Raw genomic sequence first — 26,897 nt, forward strand, 5'->3', positions numbered from 1 at the left:
ACCGACTCAGCCGAGCCACTCCACCCACTCGCCGTGCGGGTGGGCCTCGGCGAGCGTGCGTTCGTTGCCCTCGGGCCAGAGCGTCAGGCGCAATTCGGCGGGCGCACCCGGTGCGAAGAGCTCCATGCGCAGCCAGGCCAGCGGCGCCGTGCGCGTGGACCGCGCCGCCGCGGCCAGCAGCGCTGCCTCGATGCGATCGCGCGTGGCCTGCGGCAGGTACTGCCAGACCACCGAGTGGACGAGCACCGTCGCCATGCCCTCGCGCGGCGCCGCGAGCTGCCGCTCCACCCAGTCGGCGGCATCGCCGGCATCGATGACCGGCGGCTGCCGGCCTGCCAGCGCGATCGCACCCTGCAGGCGCGCCGCGCGCGCCGCCTGGTCGGGCCAGACGTAGCTGCGCAGGCGCAGCACCGCCGCCGGGTCGCGCAGGTCCACAGGCAGCAGGTCGTTGCCGCGGCGATCGGCGACGGCGATGCGCGCGGGCAGCGCCGGCACCGCGCCGTGCCACTCCGACACGATGTGCACCGGGCTCGCGGCATCGCCCCAGCGCTGGCCGCCGAGCTGGTAGTGGAAGCGGTCCCAGCAGAGGTTCAGCCCCGCGCTCGCGCCGATCTCGCGCAACGCCAGCGGCAGCCCGGTGGCGCGGGCGATCGCCGCGTAGCCGCCGAGCAGCACGGCGCTGCGCATCGTCTCGTTGGTCTGCGGCGCGCTGGCGAGGAAGGCGCGCAGCTGAGGCGACTCGTCGACCAGCAGGCGCCGCAACAGCGGGGCGAGCGCATCGGCATCGAAGGCCTGCGCCGCCGGCGGGTAGCGCCGCGCGAGTTCCGGGTGCCGGCCCGACAGCGCCAGCGCATGCAGGGCGCCGGCCAGCCGCAGCGGCACCAGGTCCTGCGCCGGCGGGCCCGCGGTCCAGGCCGGCAGCAAGGTGCGCGTCGGCCCGCCGGCAAGCCAGTCCTCGGCCAGCCACGCCAGCAGCCGCGCATTGAACGGCGAGCCGAGCCGGTCGCACCAGCGCACCTGCTCGTGGAAGGCGTCGATCAAGGCGTCGGCATCGGGCAAGGGAGGGTCCCGCGTGTCGCTAGAGTGCCGGCCATGATGCATGAACTCCTCGGCCCTTTCGCGGACGCGCCCGCGGCCACGCTGATCCTCGCCGGCTTCGTGATCGTCAGCCTGCTCGGCCTGAGCGGCATGCCGCAGCTGGTCGAGCGCAACCTGCTGCGCCCGCACGGCCTGGTGGCGCGGCGCGAGTGGGCGACGCTCGTCACCAGCGGCTTCATCCACGCCGACCTGCCGCACCTGTTCTTCAACGGCTTCAGCTTCTGGGCCTTCGGCTTCGACCTCGAGCGCCACCTCGGCACGCCGCGCTTCGTCGTGCTGTACGCGTTCGGCCTGCTGGCCAGCAGCGTCGCCACATGGGCCCTGCATCGCCGCAACCCCGGCTACTCGAGCCTCGGCGCCTCGGGGGCCATCCTCGCGGTGGTCTTCGCGGCCATCGTCGTCAACCCCGGCTCGTCGCTGTACATCCTGCCGATCCCGTTCCCCATCCCCGCGCCGCTGTTCGCCGTGGGCTACCTCGCCTTCAGCATGATGGCCAGCCGCAGCGGGCTCGGCCGCATCAACCACGACGCGCACATCGCCGGGGCCGTCGCCGGGCTGCTGTTCATGGCGCTGGCCGTGCCCGGTTCGATCATGCGCGCCCTGGCCGCGATCTTCGGCTGAGCGCCGCGCCGGCTCAGGCGGCGCGTTCGCGGCTCGCCTGCTCGCGCCGCCAGGTGGCTGGAGGCCGTCCGGTGGCGCGCTTGAAGGCGCGGGTGAAGGCCGCCTCGGACTCGTAGCCGACGTCCAGCGCGATCGCCGCCACGCTGGCGTGGCCGCTGCGCAGCTGATTCGCCGCCAGCTGCATGCGCCAGTTCGCCAGGTACTGCATGGGCGGCTGCCCGACGAAGCGCACGAAGCGCTCGTGCAACGCCGAACGCGACAGCCCCGCTTCGCGGCCGAGGGCCTCCAGCGTCCATTCGCGCGACGGCGACTGGTGCAGCGCGCCTATCGCCTTGCCGACGTGGCGGTCGCGCAGCCCGGCCAGCCAGCCCGAGGCGTCCTCCGGCAGCGTCTCGAGGTAGCGCCGCGCCGCGTCGACGAAGACCATCTCGCTGACACGCTCCAGCACCGCGTCGCTGCCCGGACGCCGCTCGCGCGACTCCTGCACGGCCTGGTGCAGCACGCCGCGCACCCAGTCGCCGACGCCGCTGGCGGGCAGGTGCAGCAGGCGAGGCAGCGTGGCGATCAGCGGATTGAACGGCCGCAGGTCGCAGCCGACGAAGCCGCAGACGACGATGTTGCGCGCCTCGTCCACCGGCACCGCGGCGCCGGGGCGCAGCACGCCGCCGTGGTAGGCCACGGCGATCGGCTTGGGCTCGTCGCGCATCTCGAAGATCCAGTCGGCGCGGTCCGGCATGGCGCGCATGCCCGGCGCGCTGGACAGCACGTGGGCGTCGCCGCGCGGGAACATGACGATGTCGCCGGCGGACAGGCGCACCGGCGACTCGCCGGCGGTGGCGGCCCAGCCATCGCCCTTGGCCATCAGGTGGTACTCGAGCAGGTGCTCGGCGCCGGGCATCACCGCGTCGGCGATGTCGCGCGCCGGCGGTGCCTCGGCCACCCATTCGTCCCGGTAGCTGACGTAGTAGAAGACCGCGCCGCGCAGGCGCACGCTGCGCAGCACGTCGGACAAGGGGTCGTGGGGCATGGGTGGACGTTGGGTCAAGCGCGGTGGACGAACGATCAAGCCGCGCCGCGGTACGGCCCGCATTTCGGACGGGCGAGCAAATCTGCACGACGGCGGGCACGGCGTCAATGCACCGCGCTTCGAAGAATGCAGCGCATCGGCGCGATCCATCGAGTGAGCGCCGAACTTCCCTGCCCTCATCCCACGGAGCATCCCATGACCGTCATCGACCACTGCCACACCACGCCGGCGTTCGACGCCATCAAGCAGCGCCAGCAGGCCACCTGGGCCAGCGGCGACTTCGCCGTCATCGGCACCACGCTGCAGATCGTCGGCGAGCAGCTCGCGGAGAGCATCGACCTGCGCGCCGGCGAGCGCGTCATCGACATCGCCGCCGGCAACGGCAACGCCACGCTGGCCGCCGCGCGGCGCTTCGCCAAGGTGACCTCGACCGACTACGTGCCCGCGCTGCTCGGGCGCGGCGCCGAGCGTGCGCGCGCCGAGGCCCTGCCCGTCGAGTTCGTCGAGGCCGATGCCGAGGCGCTGCCCTTCGACGACAGCTCGTTCGACGTCGCCCTGTCGACCTTCGGTGCGATGTTCACGCCGCAGCACGAGCGGCCGGCGCAGGAGATGCTGCGCGTGGTGCGCTCGGGCGGCCGCATCGGCCTGGCCAACTGGACGCCCGAGGGCTTCATCGGCGAACTGTTCAAGGTCATCGGCGCCTACCTGCCGCCGCCGGCGGGCCTGAAGTCGCCGGCGCTGTGGGGCACCGAGACGCACATCGTCGAGCTGTTCGGTGCGCGTGCCGCCGATATCCGTTGCCAGCGGCGCGACTTCAATTTCCGCTACGCCTCGCCGGCCCACTGGCTGCAGGTGTTCCGTGACTACTACGGCCCGACGCACAAGGCCTTCGCCGCGCTCGATGCGGCCGCGCAGAAGCGCCTCGCCGCCGACATCACCGCGCTGCTGGAACGCCGCAACCGCGGCGGTGCGCATTCGCTGGTGGTGCCCAGCGAGTACCTCGAGGTCATCGTCCACGTGCGCTGAGCGCCAGGAAAGGAAACGTCCATGAACAAGATCTTCGCAAACCTCGCGCGGTCCGCCGTCGCGACCCTGCTGGGACTGGCCGCCGTGCACGGCGCGCGGGCCGACGTCGTCACCGACTGGAACGACAAGGCCTGCACCATCGTCGCCAAGCTCGGCCCCGGCGTGCCGGGCCACCGTGCGATGGCGGTCGTGCAGTCCGCTGTGCTCGAGGCGGTGCATGCCGTCGGGCCGCAGCGCGGCGCGGTCGAGGCTGCCATCGCCGCGGCCAACCGTGCCACGCTGCTGGCGCTGGTGCCCGCCGAGAAGGCGGCGATCGAGTCCGCCTACCAGGGTGCCGTGGCCGGCCTGCCCGAGGGGGAGGCGAGCGCCGCTGGCCTGGCCGCCGGCGAGCGTGCCGCGGCGCGCCTGCTGGCGCGGGCGGCCGCGGACGGCGCGGCGGCGCCCGATCGCTATCAGTGGACCTCCGCTCCGGGCCGCTACGTGCCGACGGTGGTGCCTGCCGCGGCGCAGTGGCCCGGCCGCAAGACATGGTTGATCGACTCGGCCGCGCAGTTCCGGCCCGGCCCGCCGCCCGAGCTGGGCAGCGAGCTGTGGGCGCGCGACCTGCAGGAAGTGCGCCGCCTCGGCGAGCGCGGCAGCACGCAGCGCACGGCGGCGCAGACCGAGACGGCCCGCTTCTGGGAGGAGACGCGGCCGCTGGTGTACTTCCCGCTGTTGCGCTCGGTGGCCGAGATGCCGGGCCGCACGGTGGCGCGTAACGCGAGGCTGTACGCCGCCGCCGCGCTGGCCAACGACGACGCGCTGATCGCGGTGTTCGACGCCAAGTACCACCACCAGTTCTGGCGTCCGATCGCGGCGGCGCGCACCACGCACCGTGCCGGCACGGCGGTGGCCGAGGCCGAGCCCGGCTGGACGTCGCTCGTGCCCACACCGCTGCATCCGGAGTATCCCTGCGCGCACTGCGTGCTGGCCGGCGCGCTGGCGGCGGTGATCGACGGCGAACTGCGCGGTCAGGACGCGCCCGTGCTGCGGACCACCAGCCCGAGCGCGCCCGGCGTGGTGCGCGAGTGGCGCAGCACCGCCGCGATGGTGGAGGAGGTGAAGTCGGCGCGCATCCTCGGCGGCGTGCACTTCCGTCACTCGACCGAGGTCGGCGCGCAGATGGGCGCGGCGATCGGCCGGCTGGTGCAGCAGCGCCTGCCCGGCGGCGCGGAGCACTGAGCATGGCGGCCGCGCTGACCATCCGCGAGGCCCGGCCCGACGAGTTCGCGGCCATCGGCCGCCTGCTCGTCGCGGTGTATGCCGCGCTGCCGGGCTTTCCCGCGCCGCACGAGCAGCCGGCCTACTACGGCATGCTGGCCGACGTCGCGGGGCTGGCGGCGCGGCCCGGCGTGCGGGTGCTGGTGGCGCAGTCGTCCGCCGCCGGCCTCGCCGCCGCGGTCGTCTACTTCGGCGACATGGCGCAGTACGGCGCCGGCGACCGGAGCACGTCGATCCGAGACGCCGCAGGCATCCGTCTGCTGGCGGTCGACCCGGCTTGCCGCGGCGGCGGCGTCGGTCGGAGGCTGACGCAGGCCTGCATCGATCTGGCACGCGCCGACGGGCAGGGCCAGGTCATCCTGCACACCACCCGTGCCATGCAGGTGGCCTGGGGGCTCTACGAGCGGCTCGGCTTCGTGCGAGCGGAGGAGCTCGACTTCCAGCAGCAGGACCTGCCGGTGTTCGGCTTCAGGCTGGCGCTGCGCTGAGACCGGCCGGCGCACGCCTGCGGGGGCCGGCTGGGGCACACTTCGCGCCATGGCCAAGAAGGACAAGCACGTCAGCGAAACGCCGGCGACCGCGTGGCTGCGCGAGCGCGGCATCGTCTTCAGCGAACATGTCTACGACTATGTCGAGCATGGCGGCACCGAGGAGTCGTCGCGCCAGCTCGGCGTGAACGAGCACGAGGTGGTGAAGACGCTGGTGATGCAGGACGACAAGCGCGAGCCGCTGATCATGCTGATGCACGGCGACCGGCAGGTGAGCACGAAGAACCTGGCACGAGCCATCGGCGCGAAGTCGGTGGAGCCGTGCACGCCCGAAGTGGCGCAGCGCCACAGCGGCTACCAGGTCGGCGGCACCTCGCCGTTCGGCACGCGCAAGGCGATGCCGGTGTACGTGGAAGCCACGGTGCTCGCGCTGCCGCGAATCTGCATCAACGGCGGGCGGCGCGGCTACCTCGTCGGCATCCCGCCGTCGGTCCTCACGTCGCACCTGGGCGCGAAGCCCGTCTCCTGCGCGATCTGATCATCCAGCCGAGGAAGCCGCACATCCCGGTGGCCGCGACGACCAGCCCGGTGGTCGCCGCCGACCACATGCCCGCCGCGCCGAGCAGCGCGGGCGGCGTCAGCCCGGTGAGGTTGAAGCCCACCGCATAGCCTCCTGCCAGCCCCACGCCCCAGATCGCCAGCGCGTAGATGAGGAGCGGCACCAGCGCGATGCGGTAGGCGCGCAGCACGAAGCCGGCGACGGCCTGGGCGGCGTCGGCGATGTGGAACGCCGCCACCCAGGCCAGCAGCGGCATCGCCGCAGCGACGATCACCGCGTCGGCCGTGTACAGGCCGATGATCGGCTCGCGCAGCAGATAGACCGCGCCGCCCATCAGCGCCGCGATCGCCACGCCGATCTCCACGCCGTGCCAGCCGATGCGGTGCGCGTCGCCCTCGTCGCCCGCGCCGATGCGCTGCGCGACCAGCGTGCTCGCCGCATTGGCGATGGCCAGCGGCATCATGAACATCAGCGAGACCAGGTTCACCGCGATCTGGTGGCCGGCCACGGGCGTGGCGCCGAGGCGCGAGATGAAGAAGGCCATGAAGGTGAAGCCGGTCACCTCGATCATGATCGAGCCGCCCATCGGCACCCCCAGGCGCACCAGCGCGAGCAGGCTGCCGCGGTGCGGCCGCGAGAAGCGGTCGCCGATGTGGAACCGCGCGTAGAACGGGTCGCGTGTCAGGATCGTCCACACCGCGGCGAGCTGCAGCACCATGCACGACGCCGTGGCCACGCCGCAGCCCGGTGCGCCGAGCGCCGGCACCGGGCCGGCGCCGAAGACGAACAGCGCCGTCAGCGGCACCTTCAGCGCCAGCGCGCCGAGCTGCAGCAGCATGACGATCTTCGGACGCGATACCGCGATGTTGAAGCCGCGGAAGGCCGTGAAGAGCAGCGCAGGGGGCAGCGCCACCGCCAGCGCCGCGAGGTGACCGCGCACCTTCTCGGCCACCGCCGGCTCGGCGCGCGCCAGGTCGAGGAAGGGCTGCGGGAACAGCAGCAGCAGGCAGCCCGGCACCGACAGCAGCAACGCCAGCCACATCGCCTGGTGCAGCTGCGCACCGCAGGCCTCGAAGTGCTGCGCGCCGAACAGCTGCCCGGCGATCGGGCTGATCGCCAGCACGATGCCCATCAGCCCGATGAACACCGTGATGTAGGCAGCGCCGCCGATGGCCAGCGCGGCGAGGTCGGTGCCGCCGGCGCGTGCCGCCATCATCGTGTCGACGGTGGAGAAGGCGAGCACCGCCACCTGGCCGACGAACACCGGCCAGGCCAGCGGCGCGATGCGCTTCGCGCTGCCGGCCAGCTTCGCCAAGCGGCTCATGTCCGCCCCTCGTCCGTCGCATGCGGCGGACGATCCCCCGAGGGGCAGCGGGCCGGCCTCGGCGCGGCCCGTCGCGCGGCGCGCGGCGTCACTCCGATGCCCCGCCGCCGCGCTCGGCGTAGCGGTTGAAGCGCCAGGCCGTGCCTTCCATGGTGATGCGCCGCCAGGTGGCGCGCTTCTCGCCCGGGCTCATCACGGTCCAGTTCTGCACCTCGTCGAAGCTGCGGCCGCAGCCCTTGCAGACGTCGTCGCCCTGGCTGGTGGAGCAGATCGCGATGCACGGCGCGTCGGGCGTGGTCGCGTACCAGTCCAGCCAGGCCTCGCGGGCGCGTGCCGGCAGGCCATCCTCGTCGACCTCCATCTCATGGTGGTAGACCATCAGCGCATAGACCTCGGCCAGCGCGCGCACCTCGGGGCAGGCGGTGATGCCGTCGGGCGAGGGCGAGCGAGCGCGCCACCAGTTGATGGCGGCCTCGATGTCGGTGATGTGCAGGGCGGCCATGGTCGGGAGGGCGGCAAGAATAGCAGCGTGGCGCGATCGGCGCAGGCTGCGCAGGCAGTGCCACAATGGGCTCCGCACCGAGGTCCGCCGTGCTCGACATCGAAGCTCCGTCCATCGACTCCGCGCGCATGCGCCGCGCGGGACGCGAGCTGTTGTCGCTGGCGCTGATGGACTCGCGCAACCACACGCTGCGCTGGATCGCCGCCTACGAGCGTGCGCTGTCCACGCCCGAGCTGGAGGTGCCGCAGCAGGCCGAGCTGAGCCCGCCGCTGTGGGAGCTGGGCCATCTCGGCTGGTTCCAGGAACGCTGGATCGCGCGCAACGTGCAGCGCCAGCGCGGCGCACGCTGCGATCCGACGCAGTCGCGCCTGCCTTCCATGCTGCCCGACGCCGACCGCTGCTTCGACCCCGCCGAGGTGTCGCACGCCGGGCGCTGGAAGCTCGAGTTGCCGGACCTGCAATCCACCCGGCAGTACCTCGTCGACACGCTGGAGACCACGCTCGAGCTGCTCGAGTCCACGCCCGAGGACGACGACGCGCTGTACTTCTACCGCCTCGCGCTGTTCCACGAGGACCTGCGCGGCGAGTGGTTCGCGCAGATGTCGCAGACGCTGGGCTTCGATGCCGGCCTGCTGGGCGCGCCGGCGGCAGTCAATGCGCGCGATGCACTGCTCTTCCCGGCCACGCGCTGGACGCTGGGCTGCGAGCCCGGCGGCTTCGTGTTCGACAACGAGAAGTGGGTGCACGAGGTCGACGTGCCCGAGTTCGAGATCGATGCGCAGCCGGTGAGCTGGTCGCAGTTCGCCGAGTTCGTCGAAGACGGCGGCTACGACGCGCAGGAGTTCTGGCACCCGCAGGGCTGGGAGCGGCTGCAGCGCGAAGGCCGGCGCTCGCCGCGCCATGTCGATCAGATGCGCCATGGCGTGCTGGCGCAGCGCTTCGGCAAGCTGATGCGCGTGCCGATGGCACAACCGGCGATGCACGTGAGCTGGTACGAGGCCGATGCCTGGTGCCGCTGGTCCGGCCGCCGCCTGCCCAGCGAGGTGGAGTGGGAGGCCGCCGCCCACCAGGGGGCGAGCCGCGGTTTCCGCTGGGGCGACCTGTGGGAGTGGACGGCCACCACCTTCCGGCCCTATCCCGGCTTCGCGCCGGGACCGCTGCGCGACTACTCGCAAGCCGCCTTCGGCACGCACAAGGTGCTTCGCGGTGCCTCGTTCGCGACGCGCGCGCGGGTGCGCAGCGCCAAGTTCCGCCACTTCGCGATGCCCGAGCGGGACGATCTGTTCTGCGGCTTCCGCAGCTGCGCGCTCTGAGCGCCGGCACGGCGATGGGCCTGCTGTCCGCAAGCTACGCCGCCACGGGGTCCGACGGCCGTACCGTCGTCTGGCGCGACGGCAAGCGCCTCGCCTGGCTGCTGTCGGTGGTCTATCCGCTGGTGCCGCTGATCGGTGTGGCGCTTCATGCCTACACCGGAGCGCCGATCGCGCTGGCACTGCCGCTGCTCATCGGCTACGGCCTCATGCCGCTGCTCGACGCGCTGATCGGCGAGGACCTGAACAACCCGCCCGAGGCGGTGGTGCCGCAACTCGAGGCCGACCGCTACTACCGCTGGCTGACCTGGGCCACGGTGCCGCTGTACTTCGTCACGCTGATCGTCTGTGCCTGGTGGGCCGGCACGCAGCACCTGCCGGGATGGGCATTGCTCGTGCTCGCCTACGTCGCCGGCACCAACTCCGGCATGGGCCTGACCACCGGCCACGAGCTCGGCCACAAGCACAACGCCGTCGAGCAGTGGCTGGCGAAGCTGATCCTCGCCGTGCCGGCCTACGGCCACTTCACGGTCGAGCACGGCCGCGGCCACCACCGCTGGGTGTCGACGCCGGAAGACTATGCGAGCGCGCGCATGGGCGAGAGCATCTACCGCTTCGCGCTGCGCGAGCTGCCCGGCGGCATCCGCCGCGCCTGGCAGCTCGAGTCGCGGCGCCTGACCGCGCTGGGCTTCTCGCCGTGGAGCTGGCGCAACGGCATGCTGCAGTCGTATGCGATCACCGCCGTGCTGCAACTCGGCCTGCTCGCCGCGTTCGGGCCGGTGATGCTGGTCTTTCTCGCCATTCACAACGTCGTGGCCTGGTGGCAGCTCACCTCGGCCAACTACGTCGAGCACTACGGACTGCTGCGCGACAAGCTGCCGGACGGCCAGTACGAGGCGCCGCAGCCGCACCATTCCTGGAACACCAACCACCTAGTCACCAACCTGGCGCTGTTCCACCTGCAGCGCCATTCGGACCACCACGCGAACCCCTCGCGGCGCTACCAGAGCCTGCGCCACTTCCCCGACCTGCCGCAGCTGCCCAGCGGCTACTTCGGCATGTTCACGATGGCCTACTTCCCGCGCTGGTGGTTCCGCGTGATGGACCCGCGGCTGCTCGCCCTGCCGCATGTGCAGGGAGACCTCGGCAAGGTGAACATCGACCCGGCCTCGCGCGCGCGCCTCGAGGCTCGGTACGGCGATCAGCGCTTGGGCTTGCGGTAGCTCCACCACGGCAGCACGCGGCGCAGCGACAGCACCTCGCCGCTGCCCTCGGCGGCATAACCAGGGATCGCATTGAGCTGCGCACGCCAGGCCTCGCTGCGCAGCAGCGTGAGCAGCGTCTGCACCTGCGGCTGGTCCAGCGCGTGCTGCAGCGTGACGAGGAAGTAGAGCTCCTGGGCGATCGGCACGAAGCCGAGACCGCGCGCGCGCGCCGCGGCCTCGATGCCGAAGGCGGCGTCGGCGCTGCCGCTGGCCACCGCCTCGGCGGCCGCGCGGTGCGAGGGTTCGGTGCGGTCCAGCTCGGCAATCGCAGCGGCCGCGATCTTCTGCGCCGCAAGCAGTTCCTCGAGCACCACGCGCGTGCCGCTGCCGCGCGCGCGGTTGGCGAAGCGCAGGCCGCTGCGGCACAGGTCGGCCAGCGTGGCGATGCCCAGCGGATTGCCCGGTGCGACCATCAGGCCCTGCGTGCGCCGCGCGAAGCTCACCAGCTTGTGGTGGCCCGGCCTGAGCATCGGCCGGTACACCCCGGCGGTGGGCGAGCGCGGCGGCGAGTCGGTCAGCGCGTGAAAGCCGGCCATCAGGCAGCGGCCGTCGTTGAGCGCCGCCAGCGCGTCGACACTGCCGGTGAACTGGATGTCCAGGTGCAGCTGGTGCCGAGACTGCGCGAGCGCGCGCAGCAAGGGCAGCGCGTCGTCGTGGCTGGCGGTCATGGCTATCACGCCGGCGCTGTCGTCGAAGGCGATCGCGAAGGCCTGCTCCAGTTCGCTGCGCAAGGCCTCGATCTGCGGCGCGAGGCGCGCCTGCGCGCGCCGCTCGGCCCACAGCAGCTTCTCGCCGAAGGGTGAGAGCAGCGCCGGCTGACCCTTGACCCACTGCACCAGCGTCTGGCCGAGCTCGCCTTCCCAGCGCTTGAGCTCGCCCCACACGTGGCGGTAGGACAGACCGAGCTGACGCGCCGCGCCGCTGATCGAGCCGGTGTCGTGCACCGCGGCGAGCAGCGCCATCAGCGGGTGGTGCAGGTCGCGCTGCTGCGCCGTGTCGCGGCCGGCGAGCGTATAGGTGAGCTGCACCCTATGCATGTCTGTTCATATCGTCTGGGTTCATCGGCGCATCGACAATCCGCGCGAGTATGAGAGAAGTTGGATGAGTGCCTTTGCCGAGAGTGCCCGTACCGCCGTCGACCTGATCGTCCATGCCGATGTCGTCCTGCTCCACACCGTGTGGCTGTCGCTGCAGGTCAGCGGCATGGCCTGCCTGGTCGCGGCGGGCTTCGGCCTTGCGTTCGGCGCCTGGCTGGCCATCGCGCACTTCCCGGGGCACCGGCTGCTGGTCTGGCTGCTGAACACGCTGCTCGCGCTGCCCTCGGTGGTGGTGGGACTGGTCGTCTACCTGCTGCTGTCGCGCAGCGGACCGCTCGGTGCCTGGGGCATCCTGTTCACGCCGACGGCGATGGTGATCGCGCAGACCATGCTCGTGCTGCCGGTGATCGCCGCGCTGACGCGCCAGCTCGTCGGCGACTCGCTGCGCGACGGCGGCGACCAGCTGCGCTCGATGGGCGCCCGCCCGATCGCCTGCGCGCTGCTGATGCTGGTGCACGACCGCTGGGCGGTGCTGACCATCCTGATCGCCGCCTTCGGCCGCGCCATTGCCGAGGTCGGCGCGGTGATGGTGGTGGGCGGCAACATCGACGGCGTCACCCGCGTGATGACGACCACCATCGCCCTGGAGACGAGCAAGGGCGACCTGCCGCTGGCGATGGCGCTGGGCATCGTGCTGCTCGGCGTGGTCGGCCTCGTCAACCTGCTGATCGGCTTCGCGCAGCGCGGCCACGGCTCGGCCCTGGCGGGAGTGCGCTGACCATGATCACGATGCAGGACGTGTCGGTGCGCTTCGGCAACGTGCACGCACTCAAGGGGGTGTCGATCAGCGTTTCGCGCGGCGAGTTCGTCGCCCTGGTCGGCCCCAACGGCTCGGGCAAGACCACGCTGCTGCGCGCCATGCACGGCATGCTGCGCCATCGTGGCGGCCGCGACGTCGCTGCCGAGGCCGGCCGCCAGGCGATGGTGTTCCAGCGTCCCTTCGTGATGCGGCTGTCGGTGCGCAACAACCTGCGCCTGGCGCTGTGGCTGGGCGGCGTGCCGCGCGCGCAATGGCACGGGCGCATCGCGGCGGCGCTGCAGCGCGTCGCCCTGCAGGGGCTGGAGGAGCGCCCAGCGCGCGCGCTCTCCGGCGGCCAGCAGCAGCGCCTGGCGCTGGCGCGCGCCTGGGCCATCCAGCCGGCGCTGCTGTTCCTCGACGAGCCCACTGCCAGCCTCGACCCGACGGCCAAGCGCGAGGTCGAGGCGCTGCTCGCCGGCTTCGCCGCCGACGGCATGACGCTGGTGATGAGCACCCACAACCTCGGCCAGGCCAAGCGCCTGGCCAGCCGCGTGGTCTACCTGGAGGACGGCGAGATCCACGCCGACCTGCCCACCGCGGCCTTCTTCGACGGGCGGCTGCAAGGCCGCGCGCAACAGTTCCTGAAAGGAGAACTGGCATGACCCTTCGTACCCACCTGGCTCGTCTCACCCGCCGCGGCGCTCTCGCACTCGGCCTGGCCGCCTCGCTGCTGCCGTTGTCCGCGCCCGCGCAGGACAAGTTCATCGTGATGTCCTCGACCACCAGCACCGAGCAGTCGGGCCTGTTCGGCCACCTGCTGCCGGTCTTCAAGAAGACCAGCGGCATCCACATCCGCGTCGTCGCGCAGGGCACCGGCCAGGCGCTGGACTTGGGCCGCCGTGGTGACGCCGACGTGCTGTTCGTGCACGACCAGGTGGCCGAGGAGAAGTTCGTCGCCGAGGGCTTCGGCCTCGAGCGCCGAGCGGTCATGTACAACGACTTCGTCGTCGTCGGCCCGAAGGGCGACCCTGCCGGGGTGAAGGGCAATGACGTGGTCGAAGCCCTGAAGCAGCTCGGCGCCTCCAAGGCCGAGTTCGTTTCGCGCGGCGACAAGAGTGGCACGCATGCGGCCGAACTGCGCTACTGGAAGGCCGCCGGCATCGACAAGCCGGCCGGTGCGGTGGCCGGCTACAAGGAATGCGGCTGCGGCATGGGCCCGGCGCTGAACATCGCGTCCTCGACCAACGCCTACGTGCTGACGGACCGCGGCACCTGGCTGTCGTTCAAGAACCGCGGCGACCTCGTCGTCCTTGTCGAGGGCGACAAACGCCTGTTCAACCAGTACGGCGTGATCGTGGTGAACCCGGCCAAGCACCCGCACGTGAAGAAGGACATGGCGCAGGCCTTCGCCGACTGGGTGGTGTCGCCGGCCGGCCAGGCGGCGATCGCCGACTACAAGATCGGCGGCGAGCAGCTGTTCTTCCCCAACGCCCGGTCGCACTGAACGTCGGGGCGGACAGATCGCCGGCAGCCGGACGCGGCGATGTGTACGATGAGGCCGGCGGACCGAACGATTCCGGAGTGGACATGTACACCTTCGACTACCAGCGTCCCCTCAGTGCGGCCGATGCCGCGGCAGCCATGCAGGGCGACGCGCGCTATCTCGCCGGCGGCCAGAGCCTGGTGCAGGCGATGAAGCTGCGCCTGTCGTCCAGCGAGCGCCTCGTCGACCTCGGCGGCATCGCCGAACTCAAGGGCATCTCGCTGGACGGCGGCCACGTGATCATCGGCGCGATGACCACGCACGCCACCGTCGCGGCGTCGGACGAGGTGAAGAAGGCCGTGCCGGCCCTGGCCGAACTGGCCGGGGGCATCGGCGACCCGATGGTGCGCCACATGGGCACCCTCGGCGGCTCGATCGCCAATGCCGACCCGGCGGCCTGCTACCCGGCGGCCGTGCTGGGCCTCGGTGCGACGGTCAGGACCAACCAGCGCACGATCGCCGGCGATCACTTCTTCACCGGCCTGTACGAGACGGCGCTGAAGCCGAACGAGCTGATCGTCTCGGTCAGCTTCCCGGCCCTGACCCGCGCTGCCTACGTCAGGTACAAGCAGCCGGCGTCGCGCTTCGCGCTGGTCGGTGTGTTCGTCGCGCAGACCGCCGGCGGCGTGCGCGTCGCGGTCACCGGCGCGGCCGGCAGCGTGTTCCGCTGCAAGCCGCTGGAGGATGCGCTGGGCAAGAGCTTCACGCCTGCATCCGCCAAGGCGGTGAAGGTCGGCGCCGACGGCCTGAACAGCGACCTGCACGGCTCGGCCGCCTACCGCGCCGCGATGATCAGCGTGATGGCCTCGCGCGCGGTTGCCGCCGTGCTCGCCCGCTGAGGCCGGCGCCCGCGTCCGGTGACCGGCCCATGACGCGAGCCTTGGAGTTCCGCCGATGACCGCCCCGGCGCTGCGCCTGCCTGAATCGGTCGATGCCGTCGTCGAACTGCTCGCCACCGGGAACTACGTCTGCGACCGCCGTCTGGCCACCGCGCTGTTCCTCGCGCTGAGGCTGCGCCGGCCGTTGTTCCTCGAAGGCGAGCCGGGCGTGGGCAAGACCGAACTGGCGAAGACGCTGGCAAGCGCGCTGGGCACGGTCTTGCTGCGCGTGCAGTGCTACGAAGGCCTGGACGTGGCGCAGACCGCCTACGAATGGAACGTGGCGCGGCAGATGGTGGAGATCCGCCTGGCCGAGGCGTCGCACGCGATCACCGACTCGTCCGATCGCGACCGCCTGGCGCACAGCCTCTACTCACGCGCCATGCTCATCGAGCGGCCGCTGCTGCAGGCGCTGACTCAGCCACGCTCGCCGGTGCTGCTGATCGACGAACTGGACCGCGCCGACGAGCCCTTCGATGCCTTCCTGCTCGAGGTGCTGGCCGAGAACCAGATCACCATCCCGGAGATCGGCGCGATCAAGGCGAGCGCTCCGCCGATCACCATCATCACCAGCAACCGCACGCGCGAGATCCACGATGCGCTGAAACGCCGCTGCCTGTACCACTGGGTCGAGTTTCCCGACGTCGAGCGCGAACTCGAGATCGTGCGGCGCAAGGCGCCGGGTGCGTCGGAGCGGCTGAATCGGCAGGTGGTCGAGTTCGTGCAGCGCATGCGCACGCTGGACCTGTTCAAGGCGCCCGGCGTGGCCGAGACGATCGACTGGGTCCATGCGCTCGTCGCGCTCAACGCGTTGCGGCTCGACCCGGCGACGGTGCACGACACGCTGGGCGTGCTGCTCAAGTATCAGGACGACATCGCGCGCATGGGCGATGGCGACACGGCGAAGATCCTTGATGAGTTGAAGGCTCGCGCCGTGCTCGACTGACATGCGGCTGGATCGTTTCGTGTCGCTCGCCCGTCGCGCGACCGCCGAGCGTGGCGGCCCGCCGGGGTATGCCTGCTCCGGCCCACGCTCGCGGGCGACCAGCCGGGTACGTACACGCCGTGGCGGCGACGCCGCGCCTGCCATGCCGACGTCAGGGCGACCGCGAAGGAGGCCTGCGCAGACATACCCCGAGCACCTGCCCAAACACACCGCCCTGGTGAACCACTCGCAGCAGGCAGACTTCCGATAGCGAAGAAGCGGCCATGCTCGCCGACAACATCGTCCACTTCTCGCGCATCCTGCGCGACGCCGGCATGGCCGTCGGCCCCGACCGCGTGCTTGCCGCCATCGCCGCCGTGGAAGCGGTGGGCATCGAGCGAAGCGAGGACGTTCGCGCAGCGCTCGCTGCGGTGATGCTCGAACGCCACGAGCAGCAGACCATCTTCGACGCCGCCTTCGACGCCTTCTTCCGCGATCCCAAGCTGCTCGAGCAGATGATGTATGGGCTGCTGCCGAAGATCCAGGACCGCGGCGACAAGCCGCCGGCGCCGCGCGCCAACCGCCTGGCCGAAGCATTCGCGCCACCCGCGTTGGCGCGCCAGCCCAAGCCGGCGGATGAGACGGCGAAGGAAGAGATCCAGTTCGAGACCGAGTTCAGCTTCTCCGAACGCGAGCGCCTGGCGCAGGCGGACTTCGAGAGCATGACCAGCGCCGAGTACGAGCTGGCGAAGAAGCTGGCCGAACGCGCGCCGCTGCCGCTGCAGCCGGTGCGGCGGCGCCGTCACGAGGCCGGGCCGCGCGGCGCGCTGGACCTGCGCCGCACGCTGCAGGGCATGGCGCGCCAGCCGCACACGCTGACGCCGGCCTTCACCCATGCGCGCACCGAGCTGCCGCCGGTGGTCGTGCTGCTCGACATCTCCGGTTCGATGGAGCGCTACTCGCGCCTGTTCCTGCACTACGTGCACGGCCTGACGCGGCGCCACCTCAAGGTCCACACCTTCGTGTTCGGCACACGGCTGACGAACATCACCCGCTGCCTGCGCCACCGCGACCCCGACGTGGCGCTGAAGCTGGCCGACGAGCAGGTGCACGACTGGAAGGGCGGCACGCGCATCGCGTCCAGCCTCGACGAGTTCAACCGCCGCTGGGCACGCCGCGTGCTCGGCGCGAATGCGGCGGTGCTGCTCGTCAGCGACGGACTGGAGCGCGACGACGGGGGAGCACTCGAACGCGCCGCGGCCCAGCTCCAGCGCATGGCCCCCCAGATCGTCTGGCTCAACCCGCTGCTGCGCTTCGACGGCTTCGAGCCGCGTGCGGCCGGCATCCGCACGCTGCTCGCCCATGTCGACCGCTTCCTGCCAGTACACAACCTGGCGAGCCTGGCCGACCTGGCCCGCGCTCTGCAGAAGCCGGCGCTGAATCCCTCCACATTGCTCCACTGAACCATGGAACTCAAAGGCGAACGACTCATTCCGGCTCCCATCGACACCACCTGGGCCGGCCTCAACGACCCGGAGATCCTCAAGGCCTGCATCGCCGGCTGCGAGTCGCTCGAACGCACGGCGGACGATGCCTTCCAGGCGCTGGTGGCGGTGCGCGTCGGCCCGGTGGCGGCGAAGTTCAAGGGCAATCTCAAGCTCACCGACGTCAAGCCGCCGTCGAGCTACACCATCCACTTCGACGGCCAGGGCGGCGCGGCCGGCTTCGGCAAGGGTTCGGCCGACGTGCAACTCGTGCCGCAAGCAGGGGGAACCCGGCTCAGCTACAGTGCGCGGGCCCAGGTCGGCGGCAAGATGGCCCAGGTGGGCTCGCGGCTGATCGACGCCGCCGCAGGCAAGATCGCGGAGGACTTCTTCGCCGCTTTCGAGGCGAAGCTGGCGCCGGCCGCGGCGGCCGAGGCTGTGCCGGCACCGGCCGCGGGGGGCGGCAGGCTGGTCTGGTGGATCGTCGGCGCCGTGCTGACGCTGGCGGCCCTCTGGTACTTCACGCGTTAGGAGGTACGGCATGGACAGTCTCGATCTGCAGGTGCTGCAACAGGCTCGCGATTGGCGCGCCGCCGGCGAAGCGGTGTGGCTGGTCACCGTCATCGAGACCTGGGGCTCGGCGCCGCGCCCCCCCGGCGCCCTGCTGGCGATGCGCGGCGACGGCCTGGTGGTCGGCTCGGTCTCCGGCGGCTGCGTGGAAGACGACCTGATCGACCGCGTGCGCCATGGCGAACGTGTCGACAAGCCCTCACTGGTCACCTACGGCGTCACCAAGGAAGAGGCAGCACGGTTCGGCCTGCCCTGCGGCGGCAACCTGCGTCTGGTGCAGGAGCCGCTGCTGGACACCGCCTGGGTCGACGAGGTGCTCGCGCGCACCGCGCGCCACGAACTGGTGGCACGCCGGCTCGACCTCGCCAGCGGCGCCGTCAGCGTCGAGCCGGCCGCGCGCGGCGAGGTCTTCCAGTTCGACGGCAAGGCGCTGCGTGCCCTGTTCGGCCCGCGCTGGCGGATGCTCATCATCGGCGCGGGGCAGCTGGCGCGCGCCGTGGCACAGATGGCGCTGGCGCTGGACTTCGAGGTGATCTGCTGCGACCCGCGCGAGGAGTACCACCTCACCTGGGACGTCCCGAACACCAGCTTCAGCAAGTCCATGCCCGACGACCTGGTCACCGAGCTGCAGCTCGACCCGCACAGCGCGGTGATCGCCGTCACCCACGACCCCAAGCTCGACGACATGGTGCTGCTCGAGGCGCTGAAGTCACCGGCCTTCTACGTGGGCGCGCTCGGCTCGCGCAGCAACACCGCGGCGCGCAAGCAGCGTCTGGCCTTGTTCGACCTGAGCCCGGCCGAGATCGACCGGCTGCATGGCCCGATCGGACTGGACCTGGGCAGCAAGACGCCGGCCGAGATCGCCGTGTCCATCGTCGCCGAGATCGTCGCGGTGAAGAACGGCGTGGCCCTGGTGCAGAAGAAGGAGGGTTCGGCGCTGCCGGAATCGTCCGGCGTGTGCGCGCGCTCCTGACTCCCGGCCGCCAGCCGATCAAGTCAGCCAGCGCGGTTCAGCAGCCGGGCGCGCAGCGCATCGACCCGCCCGCGGTGCGCACGCGCAGCCGGTGCCAGCGTGGTCTGCAGCGCATGCAGTTCCAGCTCGGCGCCCCGTGGATCGCCGTCCGCGAGCAGGCATTCGGCCAGACGCAGTCGCGCTTCCACCTCGCCCACGGGTGAGCCCACCTCGTGCCAATCACGGATCGCGCGGCGCAGACTCGACGTGGCCAGCCTCAGGTTGCCCTCGGCCAGCGCCAGCTCGGCCTGGGCGGCGTTGCGCATCGCGGTGAGCGACTCGTTGTCCAGGCGATGCGCCTCACCATCGAGGCTCGCCATCGCCTCGCGTGCGCGCGTCGTGTCGCCCGCAGCCACCGCGGCGTGCACCAGCAGGCACAGCAGCTGCGCACGTCGCTCTCGCAGCGTGAAGTCGGGCGCGTCGAGCGCCTGTTCGAGCCCGCGCTGCGCCTCGGCGGCGCGGCCGGCCAGCAGGTGCAGCCGCGCCAGGCCGGGCTGCGGGTTCCAGCCCAACGCGTGTGCCTGACGGTACGAGGCCTCGGCGTCTTCGAGGTCGCCCACGCTCAGCTGGATGTCGCCCAGCACGCAGTAGGCGTCGCCCTCGGCCCAGGGGGCGGCCTGGGCGAGCATTGCAGCCGCGGAGCGCACTTCGGCCGCGGCCTGTTCGAGTTCGCCCTGCACGTTCAGGACCGCAGCGCGATGCAGCTGGCAGGTGCCTGGAAACGCAGGCATGCGGCTTGCCCGGCTCCACTCCTCGAAGGCCTGCGCGAACTGCGCGGCGCGCAGCCAGTCATTGCGGTAGCGCGCGGCATAGAGGATCGAGCACAGCGACCAGCCCGCTGCCCACGGGCACACGCCGCCCAGACGGATCATCGCGGCAGCTTCGTCGTGTTGCGCCAGGCCTTCGGCCACGTCGCCGCGTGACATGAGGCCGTGCCCGAGATAGGTGAGACCAAGGCACTCGACGTCGGCGTCGTGCAGCGCGCGGCCGATGCGGCAGGCCTCTCTGGCCTGGGCGAGCGCACCCTCGGCATCGCCGCCGGCCAGCGCCATGCGCGCCGACATCCATGCGCAGTGGCCGAGCTCGATGGTGTCGGCCTGCCCGTCGAGGAAGCGCGATGCGCGCTGCAGCAGGCCGCGAGCGATCGCGCTCTGGCGCTGATCGATGCGGATCTGTGCCAGCAGCAGCATGGCGCGCGCGGCGGTGAGCGCGTCACCGGCCGTGCTGCGCTCGGCCACCAGGCGCTCGAGCGCGCCCACGGCGCCCGGCCCCTGGCCGCCGCAAATGGCGGCGCGGCCCCAGATCTCGATGTCCTCGGCCGCCAACGGGGCATGCGCATCGGCGGCGGCGAAGGCCTCGCATGCGGCGGCCCAGTCGCTGCGTTCGCAGGCGGCGTGCGCGGCAGCCAGTCGATCGTCTGCAGGCAACGGCTCGGCTGCCCGTTGGCCATCGTCGATGCAGAACCGATAGCCGTGTCGCGGGTAGGTGCGGATGGCGTCTGCGAGTCCCGCCTCGGCCAGCGCGTTGCGCGCCAGGCTCACCACGCGTTGCAGCGCGTTGTCGACCACGATCGTGCGCGGCCACAGCGCTTCGAGGAGTTCGTCCTTGGTCACCACCCGCTCGCGATGTCGCACCAGGTAGCACAGCAGGTCGAACACCAGCGGTTGCAGCTTCAACTCGCGGCCGTGCGCGGTCAGCGAGCGACACGACGCGTCGAGCTCGCAAGGACCGAATCTGTACGTTGTGGCAGCAACCGTCACGGGCGAATTGTGCCAATTTGGCTTGGCGCCAGCGGCTGCCAGAGGCCGAGCACGGCGCCGACCGCGTCTTCGATCAGGGCGATGCGTGCGATGCGCTCCACATCGAACGGCGCCACCAGCACACGTCCTCCCAGTCGCGCCACGCGCTGTGCGAGCGAGTCGGCATCATCGACGCGGATGTACGGCGTCCAGTGCGAGGGCACACCGCGTTCGCGCTGCGCCTGCTTGATCGGATAGAGCGAGCCCACGTCGCGCGTGCCGATGCGGCAGCGCACGAATCGCCCGCCATTGGCATGCTGGGTCGCGAAGCTCCATCCGAAGGCCTGCGCGTAGAAGTCCATCGCCACGGCGATGTCGCTGGCCGCCAGGTCGAGCCAGCAGAAGCTGTTGGGCGGCATGGTGTCGAGCAAGGACATGTTGGAGGATCCGGGTCGGCCGCCCCGACGGAGCCCGGGGCGGCCCGTGGGTCGTCACGCAGCGGTCATCGGCTCGATGATGCTGCGCACTTCGCTCACCTTGCTGGCAGGGAACCCGCTCAGCCGGGCGTGCTCCTGCACCTGCGACTCGTCGTCGGCCAGGTAGATGCAGAAGGTCTTGTCGTCGACGACGTACGACTGCACCCACTGCACCTTGCCGTCCAGCTTGGCCAGCGCGGCATTGGAGGTGGCCGAGGCGTCCTTGAGTTGCGCGCCGTTGAGGCCGCCGACGCCGGGAATGTTGCGTTCGATCACATAGCGTTTCATGGTGATTGCTTTCGAGACAGAGGAACCGCAGCGGCAAAGGAAGGTCTCGCGGTCGTGCTGCGGGAATGCGACCGCGCGACGGGAGAAGCAGAGTTCAGCCGCGAATGTCGAGCCGGCTCCGGACGCACCAGCGCGTGCGCTCGAGGAGGCCGGCAGCTTCATGTGCAACCGACGCGAGCTCGCTGGCGTCCAGCCCGATGTCGCGCAGCGCGCGCGCGTCCAGGCCGTTCAGCGAGCGCAGCGTGCGGCGCACGAGGCGCTCCTGGGCGACACGGCCGGCGAGCTGTCGCAGTACGTCGAGCAGTGCGGCCGGCCTTCGGGGCCGGTGCGCGAGGCGAGGGTCATTGGCAGCGGACACGGGCATTCCAGTCGTTGAACAGTCCATCGGGGTTGTGCTCCCACAGCCAGACATGCAGCGTGTAGAGCGGCGTGGTGAGCCCATAGCGGTTGGGCACACGCAGCAGGTGGAAGGAGTGGCCGAACAGCGATGGCGGCTGCGGGTGCGCCGCATCCCACACCGGGGCAGGCACCACGTACTCGAGGGCGGCGAGTTCCAGCTTGCCGTCGGCGGCCTGGCGATAGACCAGCAGCTCGGGGCGCAGCGGATCGAGCTCGCCGTCGACCAGCGCGCCGTTGAGATAGTGGATGCCCATGCCGCCCTGGCCGGGCTGCGCCACGCAGTCGCCGGCGAGGTCGGGAAACTTGACGTAGTTCGCCGCGACCGCGGCGTTGACGTCGGTGAAGGGCGCGGTGGCCTTGCGCGCGTCGGCCAGCGCCTTCTGAAGGGTGAAGCCGGGGGCCGGCGTGTCGACGTGCGCGCGCAGCGGCGTGACCGCCGCGCAGGCGGCCAGGGCGACGGCCAGCGGCAGGGTGGAGCGAAGGAAGCGTTTCATGGGCAGGTCCTCGAGGAGGTGGCAGTGAAGGTCAGGCCGACATGGCCTGGTCGGGGCGGGAAGGGGCGGGGTCATCACGAAAGACGAGACGGCCGAACACCGGGGTGATCTCGTCGACGGGCAGCCCGGCGCGCGACGCGTGCTCGCGCAGCGCGCCGGGGTCCACGGCCTGGTAGAGGCAGACGGTGCCGAGTACACCACCGTCTTCCTGCAGCGCGTAGCTGTGCAGCCAGCTCACCTGCCGAGGCATGTCCTCGTCGGCGATGCGGCGCGCCGTGCCAAGGCGCTGCTCGAATTGCGCCGCATCGCGGCCGACACCCTGCCGCCGCACCAGGTACACCTTGGTCGGCGCGAAGGGGCGCAGCATCCGCGTCGCCTGCACCGCCACGATGTCCCGAACCGGCAGTGCGGCCAGCATGGCGTGGCGGCGCAGCGTGTCGGCGGCATCGGCGCGAAAGACGCACGCCAGGCCGAATCGGCCATCGGCCTCGCGCAGCGCGTAGGAGTGCAGCCAGCGCGCGTCGAGCGCGGCGGATGGCTGCTCCTCGAGCGAGCGCATCCGCCTCAGCGCGGCGTCGAGCTCGCTGGCGCTGGCAGCCACGGTGCCACGGCGAACGAAGTAGATCTGAGTCATCGAAGAAGCCTTGGGATGCGTCGAACCAGTGGAGCAAGCGTAGGCAGCGCGGGCAGCGGCGTCCTTGCGCGGACCTGATCAATCACTGATGCTTTGCTCCGACGCGCTTCGAAGCGCTCCACGGCGCCGGCAGGGGAGCGGACCGCAAGGGGGGTACCGCCGGCGCGGTCGTGACCATGTGCCGGGTCCCATCACCGAGCGGCGACGCCTCGACGTCGGCCGCAGCGCTGCCCGAACTGCGGCCGCGAACCGAACGTCATCGCCGCGACGAGGTGGGCGGCCTGTCTTCGAGAAGCGCCTCGCGCACGCCTCGATGCGTGCGCAGCCACGGCGTGGCCTGGTGGCCCGCGTCAGAATCGCGCGCCCCGCGGCGCCAAGGGCGGCTGCGATCGCTACCTGTCGGCTGCGCTGCGTTCAGCGGGCGACCAGCACGGCAGCAAGGAACTGGCCCGGAAACGACGCATCCTGCAGGCGGATGTACAGCCCATTGCTCTGGCCGATGACGAGGTCCGGCCGGTCATCGCCGTCGACGTCGGCGGCCTCCACCCAGGTGATGAAGCCGCCGTCCAGCGGCAGGTAGTGCACCGGTGGCAGGTAGGTGCCCGGAGCCGCGGGATTCTGCAGGACCACCGCCACGTAGGTGTCGATGTAGTGGCAGTCGAATGCCGTGCAGCCTGGATTGACGGTGCCTGAGTACGCGATGGCCTGATCGACGAGGCTGTCCCCGTTCAGGTCCGTTCGGACCGAGTTCACGCTGAAGTCACCCGGCAGGTTCAGCGTGTCGCACATCGGATCCACGGGCGCGGCCGTGCCGTCGCCGTAGACGCCGAAGCAACTGATCGCCGGCAGGAACTCACCGGGCGCCGTGGAGCTTTGCAGCAGGACCGACACGTCGTCGATGCCCGCGCCGCTTGTCGCCAGGATCTCGTTGTCGGTGGCCAGATCGACGCGGCCGTCGCCATTGAAATCCCCCGCCGTCAGCGCGAACGGATCATTGCCGACGCTGTAGACCTGGGCCGGCAGGAAATGACCCGGCGATGTCACGCTCTGCAGGAAGACGGCCACATGACCGGGGTGGGGTGGTGCGCCGTCACCGGCAAAGGTGCCAGCGATGTCGATTCGTCCGTCACCGTCGAAGTCGGCCGCGGTCACGGACCAGTAGGCGCGTCCCACCGTGTAGTCCTCGGGGGATCCGCCACAGCCGGCGGTGGTCGCCACGGCCAACAGCAGGCCCGCGAAGCCGGTGCAGCGCCTGGCGAGGCGTCGTTCACTGGGGCGCACGCAATCCTCCTTGCGGAACATGAGCCATTCAATGCTGCTTGGGCGCTGGAACGGGGCGTTGCGTCGGGTCAATGCCGACCCCAGGGCCGCTTCGCGGGCATGGCACTGCGACGCTCGACATTCGCCGCGGCAGGCCCGCGCTTGCTCCCTGCTGGCCCCTCCTGGCGCACCGGCCGCGGGTTCGCCCTGACTGGAAGTGCCGCCGTCGTGCCGCCACGATGCCGGCCATGCTCCATCGCCGTGCCGCCTTGACCCTGCTCGCCGCGAGTGCCGTGGGCCGCGCCGCCCACGCCGACCCGACCGGTGGCGACCCCTTCGGCTCGCTGCAGTGGCCCGACCTGCAGCGCGAGTTCTTCGGCAGCGCGCCCGTGGTGTTCGACGAGCGTGTGGTGGTGCGCGGCCCGTCCTTCGCCGAGGACCCGATGAACGTGCCGATCAGCGTCTCGGCCACCGGCCTGCCCGAGGTGGAGACGCTGGTCGTCTTCGTCGACCGCAATCCGATCCGCAAGGTGCTGGAGTACCAGCCGCTGGCCGCGCTGGCGAGCCTGGGCTTCCGCTTCAAGCTGGAGCAGGCCAGCCCGGTGCGCGCGGCGGCGAAGACGAAGGACGGCATCTGGCATGTCGGCGGCACGCGCGTCGATTCGGCCGGCGGCGGCTGCACCGTCGCCGGCGCGACGCGCAAGGACGGCAGCTGGGCGCAGACGCTCGGCCAGGCCCGCGGCAAGGTGTTCGCGAGCAGCCCGGCCGCCGGCGGTGGCGCCGCCTCGCGGCTGCGCGTGATGGTGATGCACCCGATGGACACCGGCCTGGTCGGCGGCATCCCGGCCTTCTACGTCAACCGGCTCAGCGTGCGCGACGCGCAGGGCCGCGAGCTGCTGCGCCTGGCCACCTTCGAGCCGGTCAGCGAGAACCCGGTGTTCAGCTTCGACTTCCCCGGCCTCGTGGCCGGCGGCCTGCGCCTGGTCGGCAGCGACAACAACGGCAACCGCATCGACAGCCGCATCGAATGAAGCGGCTGCTGCCCCTTTGGCTGATGGTCGTCCTGCCGGCCGCGTTCGCGCAGCTCGCGCCGAAGGTCGACGTGGCAGGGCTCGACTACGGCCTGAGCGCGCGTGCGCTGGCGCCGGGCGTGTTCGTCGTCGAAGGCGCGAACGCCGACTTCTCGCCCGCCAATGGCTGCAACATCATCAACACCGGCTTCATCGCCACCGGCGCGGGCGTGGTGGTGATCAACACCGGGCCGTCAAGGCGCTACGGCGAGCAGTTGCGCGCGCTGATCGCGAAGACGACGCACGAGCCGATCGTGCAGGTCATCCACCTCAACCTGCACCCCGATTACTTCCTCGGCAACCAGGCCTTCGTGGACGTGCCGCGGCTGGCCACCGACGCCACCCGCGCCGGCATGTCGCGCGAGGCGAAGGCCTACGAGGACAACCTCTACCGGCTGTGCGGCGACTGGATGAAGGGCACCGAAGCCGTGTTGCCCAGCGGCACGGTCGCGCTGGGGCCGCTGCGCATCGGCGGCCGAGAGATGGAACTGCGCGAGTACCGCGGCCACACCGACAGCGACCTGGTGCTGATCGACAAGGGCTCGGGCGTGGTCTTCGCCGGAGGGCTGGTGTTCGCGCAGCGCATCCCGACCACGCCGCATGCCCGGCTCGGCCCCTGGCTGCAGAGCCTGCAGGCCTTCGCCACCGTGCCGGTGAAGACGCTGGTGCCCAGCCATGGTCCGGTGCGCGCCGACACGAGCGCGGTCGACCAGACGCAGCGCTACCTGCAGTGGCTGGACCGCAGCTTCCGGGCGATGGCGGAGCAGGGCGCGGAGATGAACGACGTGCTGCGCGCCGAGGTGCCGGCGGAGTTCCGCGGCTGGGCAGCCTTCGGCACCGAGTACACGCGCAACGTGGCGCACCTCTACCCGCGCTACGAGCAGGCGGTGCTGAACCTCGGTGGGCGTGGCAGCAAGCCTTAGCCGATGTCCACGCTGTCGAAGGCGATGGCCAGCGATTCGATCACCAGCGCGCTGTCCATGGCGTTCAGCGGCGAGTAGTGCAGCGTCACCGGCCGCGCGTTGCGGAACCGCCACTGCATCACGGCACGTTCCTGGTCGGCCGACAGCAGCGTCACGCGCACGCTGCGACGTTGCGGCGCGCGGCCGCGGCAGGCCTTCTGCCACCAGTCGTGCAGCAGGCGGTCACCACCGGCGGCGCGGCGGATCAGCAACTGCTCCTCGGTGACCGAGGCCTGCGCCTCGGCGTGCGCAGACAGCGGCGGGAACACCACCTCCGAACAGCCGAACTCGACCGTGCGGCCGTTGGCGTCGGCCAGCTCGACGCGGAAGCGGCAGCCCGGCACGGGCGGCAGGTCGTGCCCGTTCACTCGACCTCCAGCCGCTCGCAGGCGAGCACCATCTCCTCGATGGCCACGTCCTTGCCCTTTGCGTTCAGCGGGCCGCAGACGTACTTGACGATGCGCGCGCGCAGCAGCTTCCAGGTCTGCACGACGGCGCTGTGATCCTCGCTGCGCAGCTGGATCGTCACCGTGCGCATCGCGTTCGCATCGCCGTTGCGGATCTGGTCCAGCCACTGATAGAGGTTCAAGGAGCCGATCAGGCCGCGCCTGAGCGTGACGTCGCCGCACTTCGCCAGGCCGGTGATCTTCATCGTCTGGTTCTCCTTCGAGTTGCCGTTGCGGTACTCGATCACCTCGACCTCCAGTCCCAGGCCGCTGACCTCGGCGAAGCCGGCCAGCGGCCCTTCGGTGTTGCCGTCGCCGAGGTCGACGAGGAAGTTGAAGCCGTGGTAGGGACGGTCGCGCAGCGTGGCCATGGGACTCCTCGCGGGTGGGTCGGAACGCGG

At 71.3% G+C, this 26,897-nt stretch carries 31 protein-coding genes; 17 read left to right on the forward strand and 14 right to left on the reverse strand.

Annotated elements, in window-relative coordinates:
- Positions 1 to 6: 6 nt before the first annotated feature.
- Positions 7 to 1,059 (reverse strand): DUF2332 domain-containing protein, encoded by a 1,053-nt coding sequence (locus tag Q0599_RS10525; protein ID WP_298829221.1) that lies wholly within the window; start codon positions 1,057 to 1,059, stop codon positions 7 to 9.
- Positions 1,060 to 1,092: 33 nt separating this feature from the next.
- Here Q0599_RS10525 and Q0599_RS10530 point away from each other — a divergent pair, with 33 nt between their 5' ends.
- Complete coding sequence (locus Q0599_RS10530; RefSeq protein WP_298829223.1) at positions 1,093 to 1,719, forward strand: rhomboid family intramembrane serine protease; 627 nt, start codon at positions 1,093 to 1,095, stop codon at positions 1,717 to 1,719.
- A gap of 13 nt (positions 1,720 to 1,732) precedes the next feature.
- Here Q0599_RS10530 and Q0599_RS10535 read toward each other — a convergent pair whose 3' ends face one another.
- Positions 1,733 to 2,746 (reverse strand): AraC family transcriptional regulator, encoded by a 1,014-nt coding sequence (locus Q0599_RS10535; RefSeq protein WP_298829225.1) that lies wholly within the window; start codon positions 2,744 to 2,746, stop codon positions 1,733 to 1,735.
- A 195-nt stretch (positions 2,747 to 2,941) separates the two neighbouring features.
- Here Q0599_RS10535 and Q0599_RS10540 point away from each other — a divergent pair, with 195 nt between their 5' ends.
- Genes Q0599_RS10540 through ybaK form a run of 4 tightly spaced genes read left to right on the forward strand, consistent with a single transcriptional unit; the run spans position 2,942 to position 6,058 of the window.
- On the forward strand, positions 2,942 to 3,772 hold the full coding sequence (locus Q0599_RS10540; protein ID WP_298829227.1) for a class I SAM-dependent methyltransferase: 831 nt from the start codon (positions 2,942 to 2,944) through the stop codon (positions 3,770 to 3,772).
- A gap of 21 nt (positions 3,773 to 3,793) precedes the next feature.
- Positions 3,794 to 4,993, forward strand: a complete 1,200-nt coding sequence (locus Q0599_RS10545) for a vanadium-dependent haloperoxidase (protein ID WP_298829230.1) — start codon at positions 3,794 to 3,796, stop codon at positions 4,991 to 4,993.
- Between the two features lie 2 nt (positions 4,994 to 4,995).
- Complete coding sequence (locus tag Q0599_RS10550) at positions 4,996 to 5,520, forward strand: N-acetyltransferase (RefSeq protein WP_298829231.1); 525 nt, start codon at positions 4,996 to 4,998, stop codon at positions 5,518 to 5,520.
- 49 nt (positions 5,521 to 5,569) lie between these two features.
- Positions 5,570 to 6,058, forward strand: a complete 489-nt coding sequence (gene ybaK, locus Q0599_RS10555) for a Cys-tRNA(Pro) deacylase (RefSeq protein ID WP_298829232.1) — start codon at positions 5,570 to 5,572, stop codon at positions 6,056 to 6,058.
- Here ybaK and Q0599_RS10560 read toward each other — a convergent pair.
- Positions 6,015 to 7,403: an MATE family efflux transporter gene (locus Q0599_RS10560; RefSeq protein WP_298829233.1), complete on the reverse strand. Its 1,389-nt coding sequence runs from the start codon at positions 7,401 to 7,403 to the stop codon at positions 6,015 to 6,017. The genes ybaK and Q0599_RS10560 overlap by 44 nt on opposite strands.
- A gap of 88 nt (positions 7,404 to 7,491) precedes the next feature.
- Positions 7,492 to 7,905 carry a DUF3717 domain-containing protein gene (locus tag Q0599_RS10565; protein ID WP_298829235.1) on the reverse strand — a complete coding sequence of 138 codons (414 nt, stop codon included), beginning with the start codon at positions 7,903 to 7,905 and terminating at the stop codon, positions 7,492 to 7,494.
- 89 nt (positions 7,906 to 7,994) lie between these two features.
- Between Q0599_RS10565 and senA the strand changes: the two genes are divergently transcribed.
- On the forward strand, positions 7,995 to 9,218 hold the full coding sequence (senA, locus tag Q0599_RS10570) for a selenoneine synthase SenA (protein WP_367180924.1): 1,224 nt from the start codon (positions 7,995 to 7,997) through the stop codon (positions 9,216 to 9,218).
- Positions 9,219 to 9,232: 14 nt separating this feature from the next.
- Positions 9,233 to 10,438, forward strand: a complete 1,206-nt coding sequence (locus tag Q0599_RS10575) for an alkane 1-monooxygenase (protein ID WP_298829236.1) — start codon at positions 9,233 to 9,235, stop codon at positions 10,436 to 10,438.
- Here Q0599_RS10575 and Q0599_RS10580 read toward each other — a convergent pair.
- Positions 10,417 to 11,517: a substrate-binding domain-containing protein gene (locus tag Q0599_RS10580; protein ID WP_298829237.1), complete on the reverse strand. Its 1,101-nt coding sequence runs from the start codon at positions 11,515 to 11,517 to the stop codon at positions 10,417 to 10,419. The genes Q0599_RS10575 and Q0599_RS10580 overlap by 22 nt on opposite strands.
- 64 nt (positions 11,518 to 11,581) lie before the next feature.
- On the opposite strand from Q0599_RS10580, the gene Q0599_RS10585 reads away from it, so the two are divergent.
- From Q0599_RS10585 to Q0599_RS10620, 8 genes are all read left to right on the forward strand, one after another.
- Positions 11,582 to 12,295 carry an ABC transporter permease gene (locus tag Q0599_RS10585; protein ID WP_298829238.1) on the forward strand — a complete coding sequence of 238 codons (714 nt, stop codon included), beginning with the start codon at positions 11,582 to 11,584 and terminating at the stop codon, positions 12,293 to 12,295.
- A gap of 2 nt (positions 12,296 to 12,297) precedes the next feature.
- Positions 12,298 to 12,978 carry a phosphate ABC transporter ATP-binding protein gene (locus Q0599_RS10590; protein WP_298829239.1) on the forward strand — a complete coding sequence of 227 codons (681 nt, stop codon included), beginning with the start codon at positions 12,298 to 12,300 and terminating at the stop codon, positions 12,976 to 12,978.
- A complete protein-coding gene (locus tag Q0599_RS10595) occupies positions 12,975 to 13,820 on the forward strand; it encodes a substrate-binding domain-containing protein (protein WP_298829240.1) in 846 nt (281 codons plus the stop codon). Before Q0599_RS10590 ends, Q0599_RS10595 begins: the two co-directional genes overlap by 4 nt.
- Positions 13,821 to 13,903: 83 nt before the next feature.
- A complete protein-coding gene (locus Q0599_RS10600; protein WP_298829241.1) occupies positions 13,904 to 14,698 on the forward strand; it encodes a xanthine dehydrogenase family protein subunit M in 795 nt (264 codons plus the stop codon).
- Between the two features lie 55 nt (positions 14,699 to 14,753).
- A complete protein-coding gene (locus tag Q0599_RS10605; protein ID WP_298829243.1) occupies positions 14,754 to 15,683 on the forward strand; it encodes a MoxR family ATPase in 930 nt (309 codons plus the stop codon).
- A 263-nt stretch (positions 15,684 to 15,946) separates the two neighbouring features.
- Positions 15,947 to 17,125 carry a VWA domain-containing protein gene (locus Q0599_RS10610; RefSeq protein ID WP_298829245.1) on the forward strand — a complete coding sequence of 393 codons (1,179 nt, stop codon included), beginning with the start codon at positions 15,947 to 15,949 and terminating at the stop codon, positions 17,123 to 17,125.
- 3 nt (positions 17,126 to 17,128) lie between these two features.
- Positions 17,129 to 17,677 carry a CoxG family protein gene (locus Q0599_RS10615; RefSeq protein WP_298829247.1) on the forward strand — a complete coding sequence of 183 codons (549 nt, stop codon included), beginning with the start codon at positions 17,129 to 17,131 and terminating at the stop codon, positions 17,675 to 17,677.
- 10 nt (positions 17,678 to 17,687) lie between these two features.
- Positions 17,688 to 18,689, forward strand: coding sequence for an XdhC family protein (locus tag Q0599_RS10620; RefSeq protein WP_298829250.1), 1,002 nt, complete (start codon positions 17,688 to 17,690; stop codon positions 18,687 to 18,689).
- Between the two features lie 23 nt (positions 18,690 to 18,712).
- Here Q0599_RS10620 and Q0599_RS10625 read toward each other — a convergent pair whose 3' ends face one another.
- From Q0599_RS10625 to Q0599_RS10655, 7 genes are all read right to left on the reverse strand, one after another.
- On the reverse strand, positions 18,713 to 20,404 hold the full coding sequence (locus Q0599_RS10625) for a winged helix-turn-helix domain-containing protein (RefSeq protein WP_298829252.1): 1,692 nt from the start codon (positions 20,402 to 20,404) through the stop codon (positions 18,713 to 18,715).
- An 80-nt stretch (positions 20,405 to 20,484) separates the two neighbouring features.
- Positions 20,485 to 20,904, reverse strand: a complete 420-nt coding sequence (locus Q0599_RS10630) for a VOC family protein (protein ID WP_298829254.1) — start codon at positions 20,902 to 20,904, stop codon at positions 20,485 to 20,487.
- Positions 20,905 to 20,958: 54 nt separating this feature from the next.
- Complete coding sequence (locus tag Q0599_RS10635) at positions 20,959 to 21,231, reverse strand: DUF4242 domain-containing protein (RefSeq protein ID WP_298829256.1); 273 nt, start codon at positions 21,229 to 21,231, stop codon at positions 20,959 to 20,961.
- A gap of 94 nt (positions 21,232 to 21,325) precedes the next feature.
- Positions 21,326 to 21,673: a DUF1127 domain-containing protein gene (locus Q0599_RS10640; protein ID WP_367180926.1), complete on the reverse strand. Its 348-nt coding sequence runs from the start codon at positions 21,671 to 21,673 to the stop codon at positions 21,326 to 21,328.
- Positions 21,573 to 22,124 (reverse strand): hypothetical protein, encoded by a 552-nt coding sequence (locus Q0599_RS10645; protein WP_298829260.1) that lies wholly within the window; start codon positions 22,122 to 22,124, stop codon positions 21,573 to 21,575. The genes Q0599_RS10640 and Q0599_RS10645 overlap by 101 nt, the downstream gene beginning before the upstream one ends.
- 31 nt (positions 22,125 to 22,155) lie before the next feature.
- On the reverse strand, positions 22,156 to 22,758 hold the full coding sequence (locus Q0599_RS10650) for a nickel-binding protein (RefSeq protein ID WP_298829262.1): 603 nt from the start codon (positions 22,756 to 22,758) through the stop codon (positions 22,156 to 22,158).
- A 414-nt stretch (positions 22,759 to 23,172) separates the two neighbouring features.
- The gene (locus Q0599_RS10655) at positions 23,173 to 24,060 is read right to left on the reverse strand and encodes a VCBS repeat-containing protein (RefSeq protein WP_298829264.1); all 888 of its coding nucleotides are present in this window, start codon (positions 24,058 to 24,060) and stop codon (positions 23,173 to 23,175) included.
- Positions 24,061 to 24,266: 206 nt separating this feature from the next.
- Between Q0599_RS10655 and Q0599_RS10660 the strand changes: the two genes are divergently transcribed.
- Both Q0599_RS10660 and Q0599_RS10665 read left to right on the forward strand, forming a co-directional pair.
- Complete coding sequence (locus Q0599_RS10660; RefSeq protein WP_298829266.1) at positions 24,267 to 25,049, forward strand: quinoprotein dehydrogenase-associated SoxYZ-like carrier; 783 nt, start codon at positions 24,267 to 24,269, stop codon at positions 25,047 to 25,049.
- A complete protein-coding gene (locus Q0599_RS10665; protein ID WP_298829267.1) occupies positions 25,046 to 26,011 on the forward strand; it encodes a quinoprotein relay system zinc metallohydrolase 1 in 966 nt (321 codons plus the stop codon). Before Q0599_RS10660 ends, Q0599_RS10665 begins: the two co-directional genes overlap by 4 nt.
- Here Q0599_RS10665 and Q0599_RS10670 read toward each other — a convergent pair.
- Both Q0599_RS10670 and Q0599_RS10675 read right to left on the reverse strand, forming a co-directional pair.
- A complete protein-coding gene (locus tag Q0599_RS10670) occupies positions 26,008 to 26,418 on the reverse strand; it encodes a phage tail protein (protein WP_298829268.1) in 411 nt (136 codons plus the stop codon). The genes Q0599_RS10665 and Q0599_RS10670 overlap by 4 nt on opposite strands.
- Positions 26,415 to 26,867 carry a phage tail protein gene (locus tag Q0599_RS10675; protein ID WP_298829269.1) on the reverse strand — a complete coding sequence of 151 codons (453 nt, stop codon included), beginning with the start codon at positions 26,865 to 26,867 and terminating at the stop codon, positions 26,415 to 26,417. The genes Q0599_RS10670 and Q0599_RS10675 overlap by 4 nt, the downstream gene beginning before the upstream one ends.
- Positions 26,868 to 26,897 lie beyond the last annotated feature (30 nt).

Source organism: uncultured Piscinibacter sp. (genome assembly GCF_937952055.1).
Classification (GTDB): Bacteria; Pseudomonadota; Gammaproteobacteria; order Burkholderiales; family Burkholderiaceae_C; genus Piscinibacter.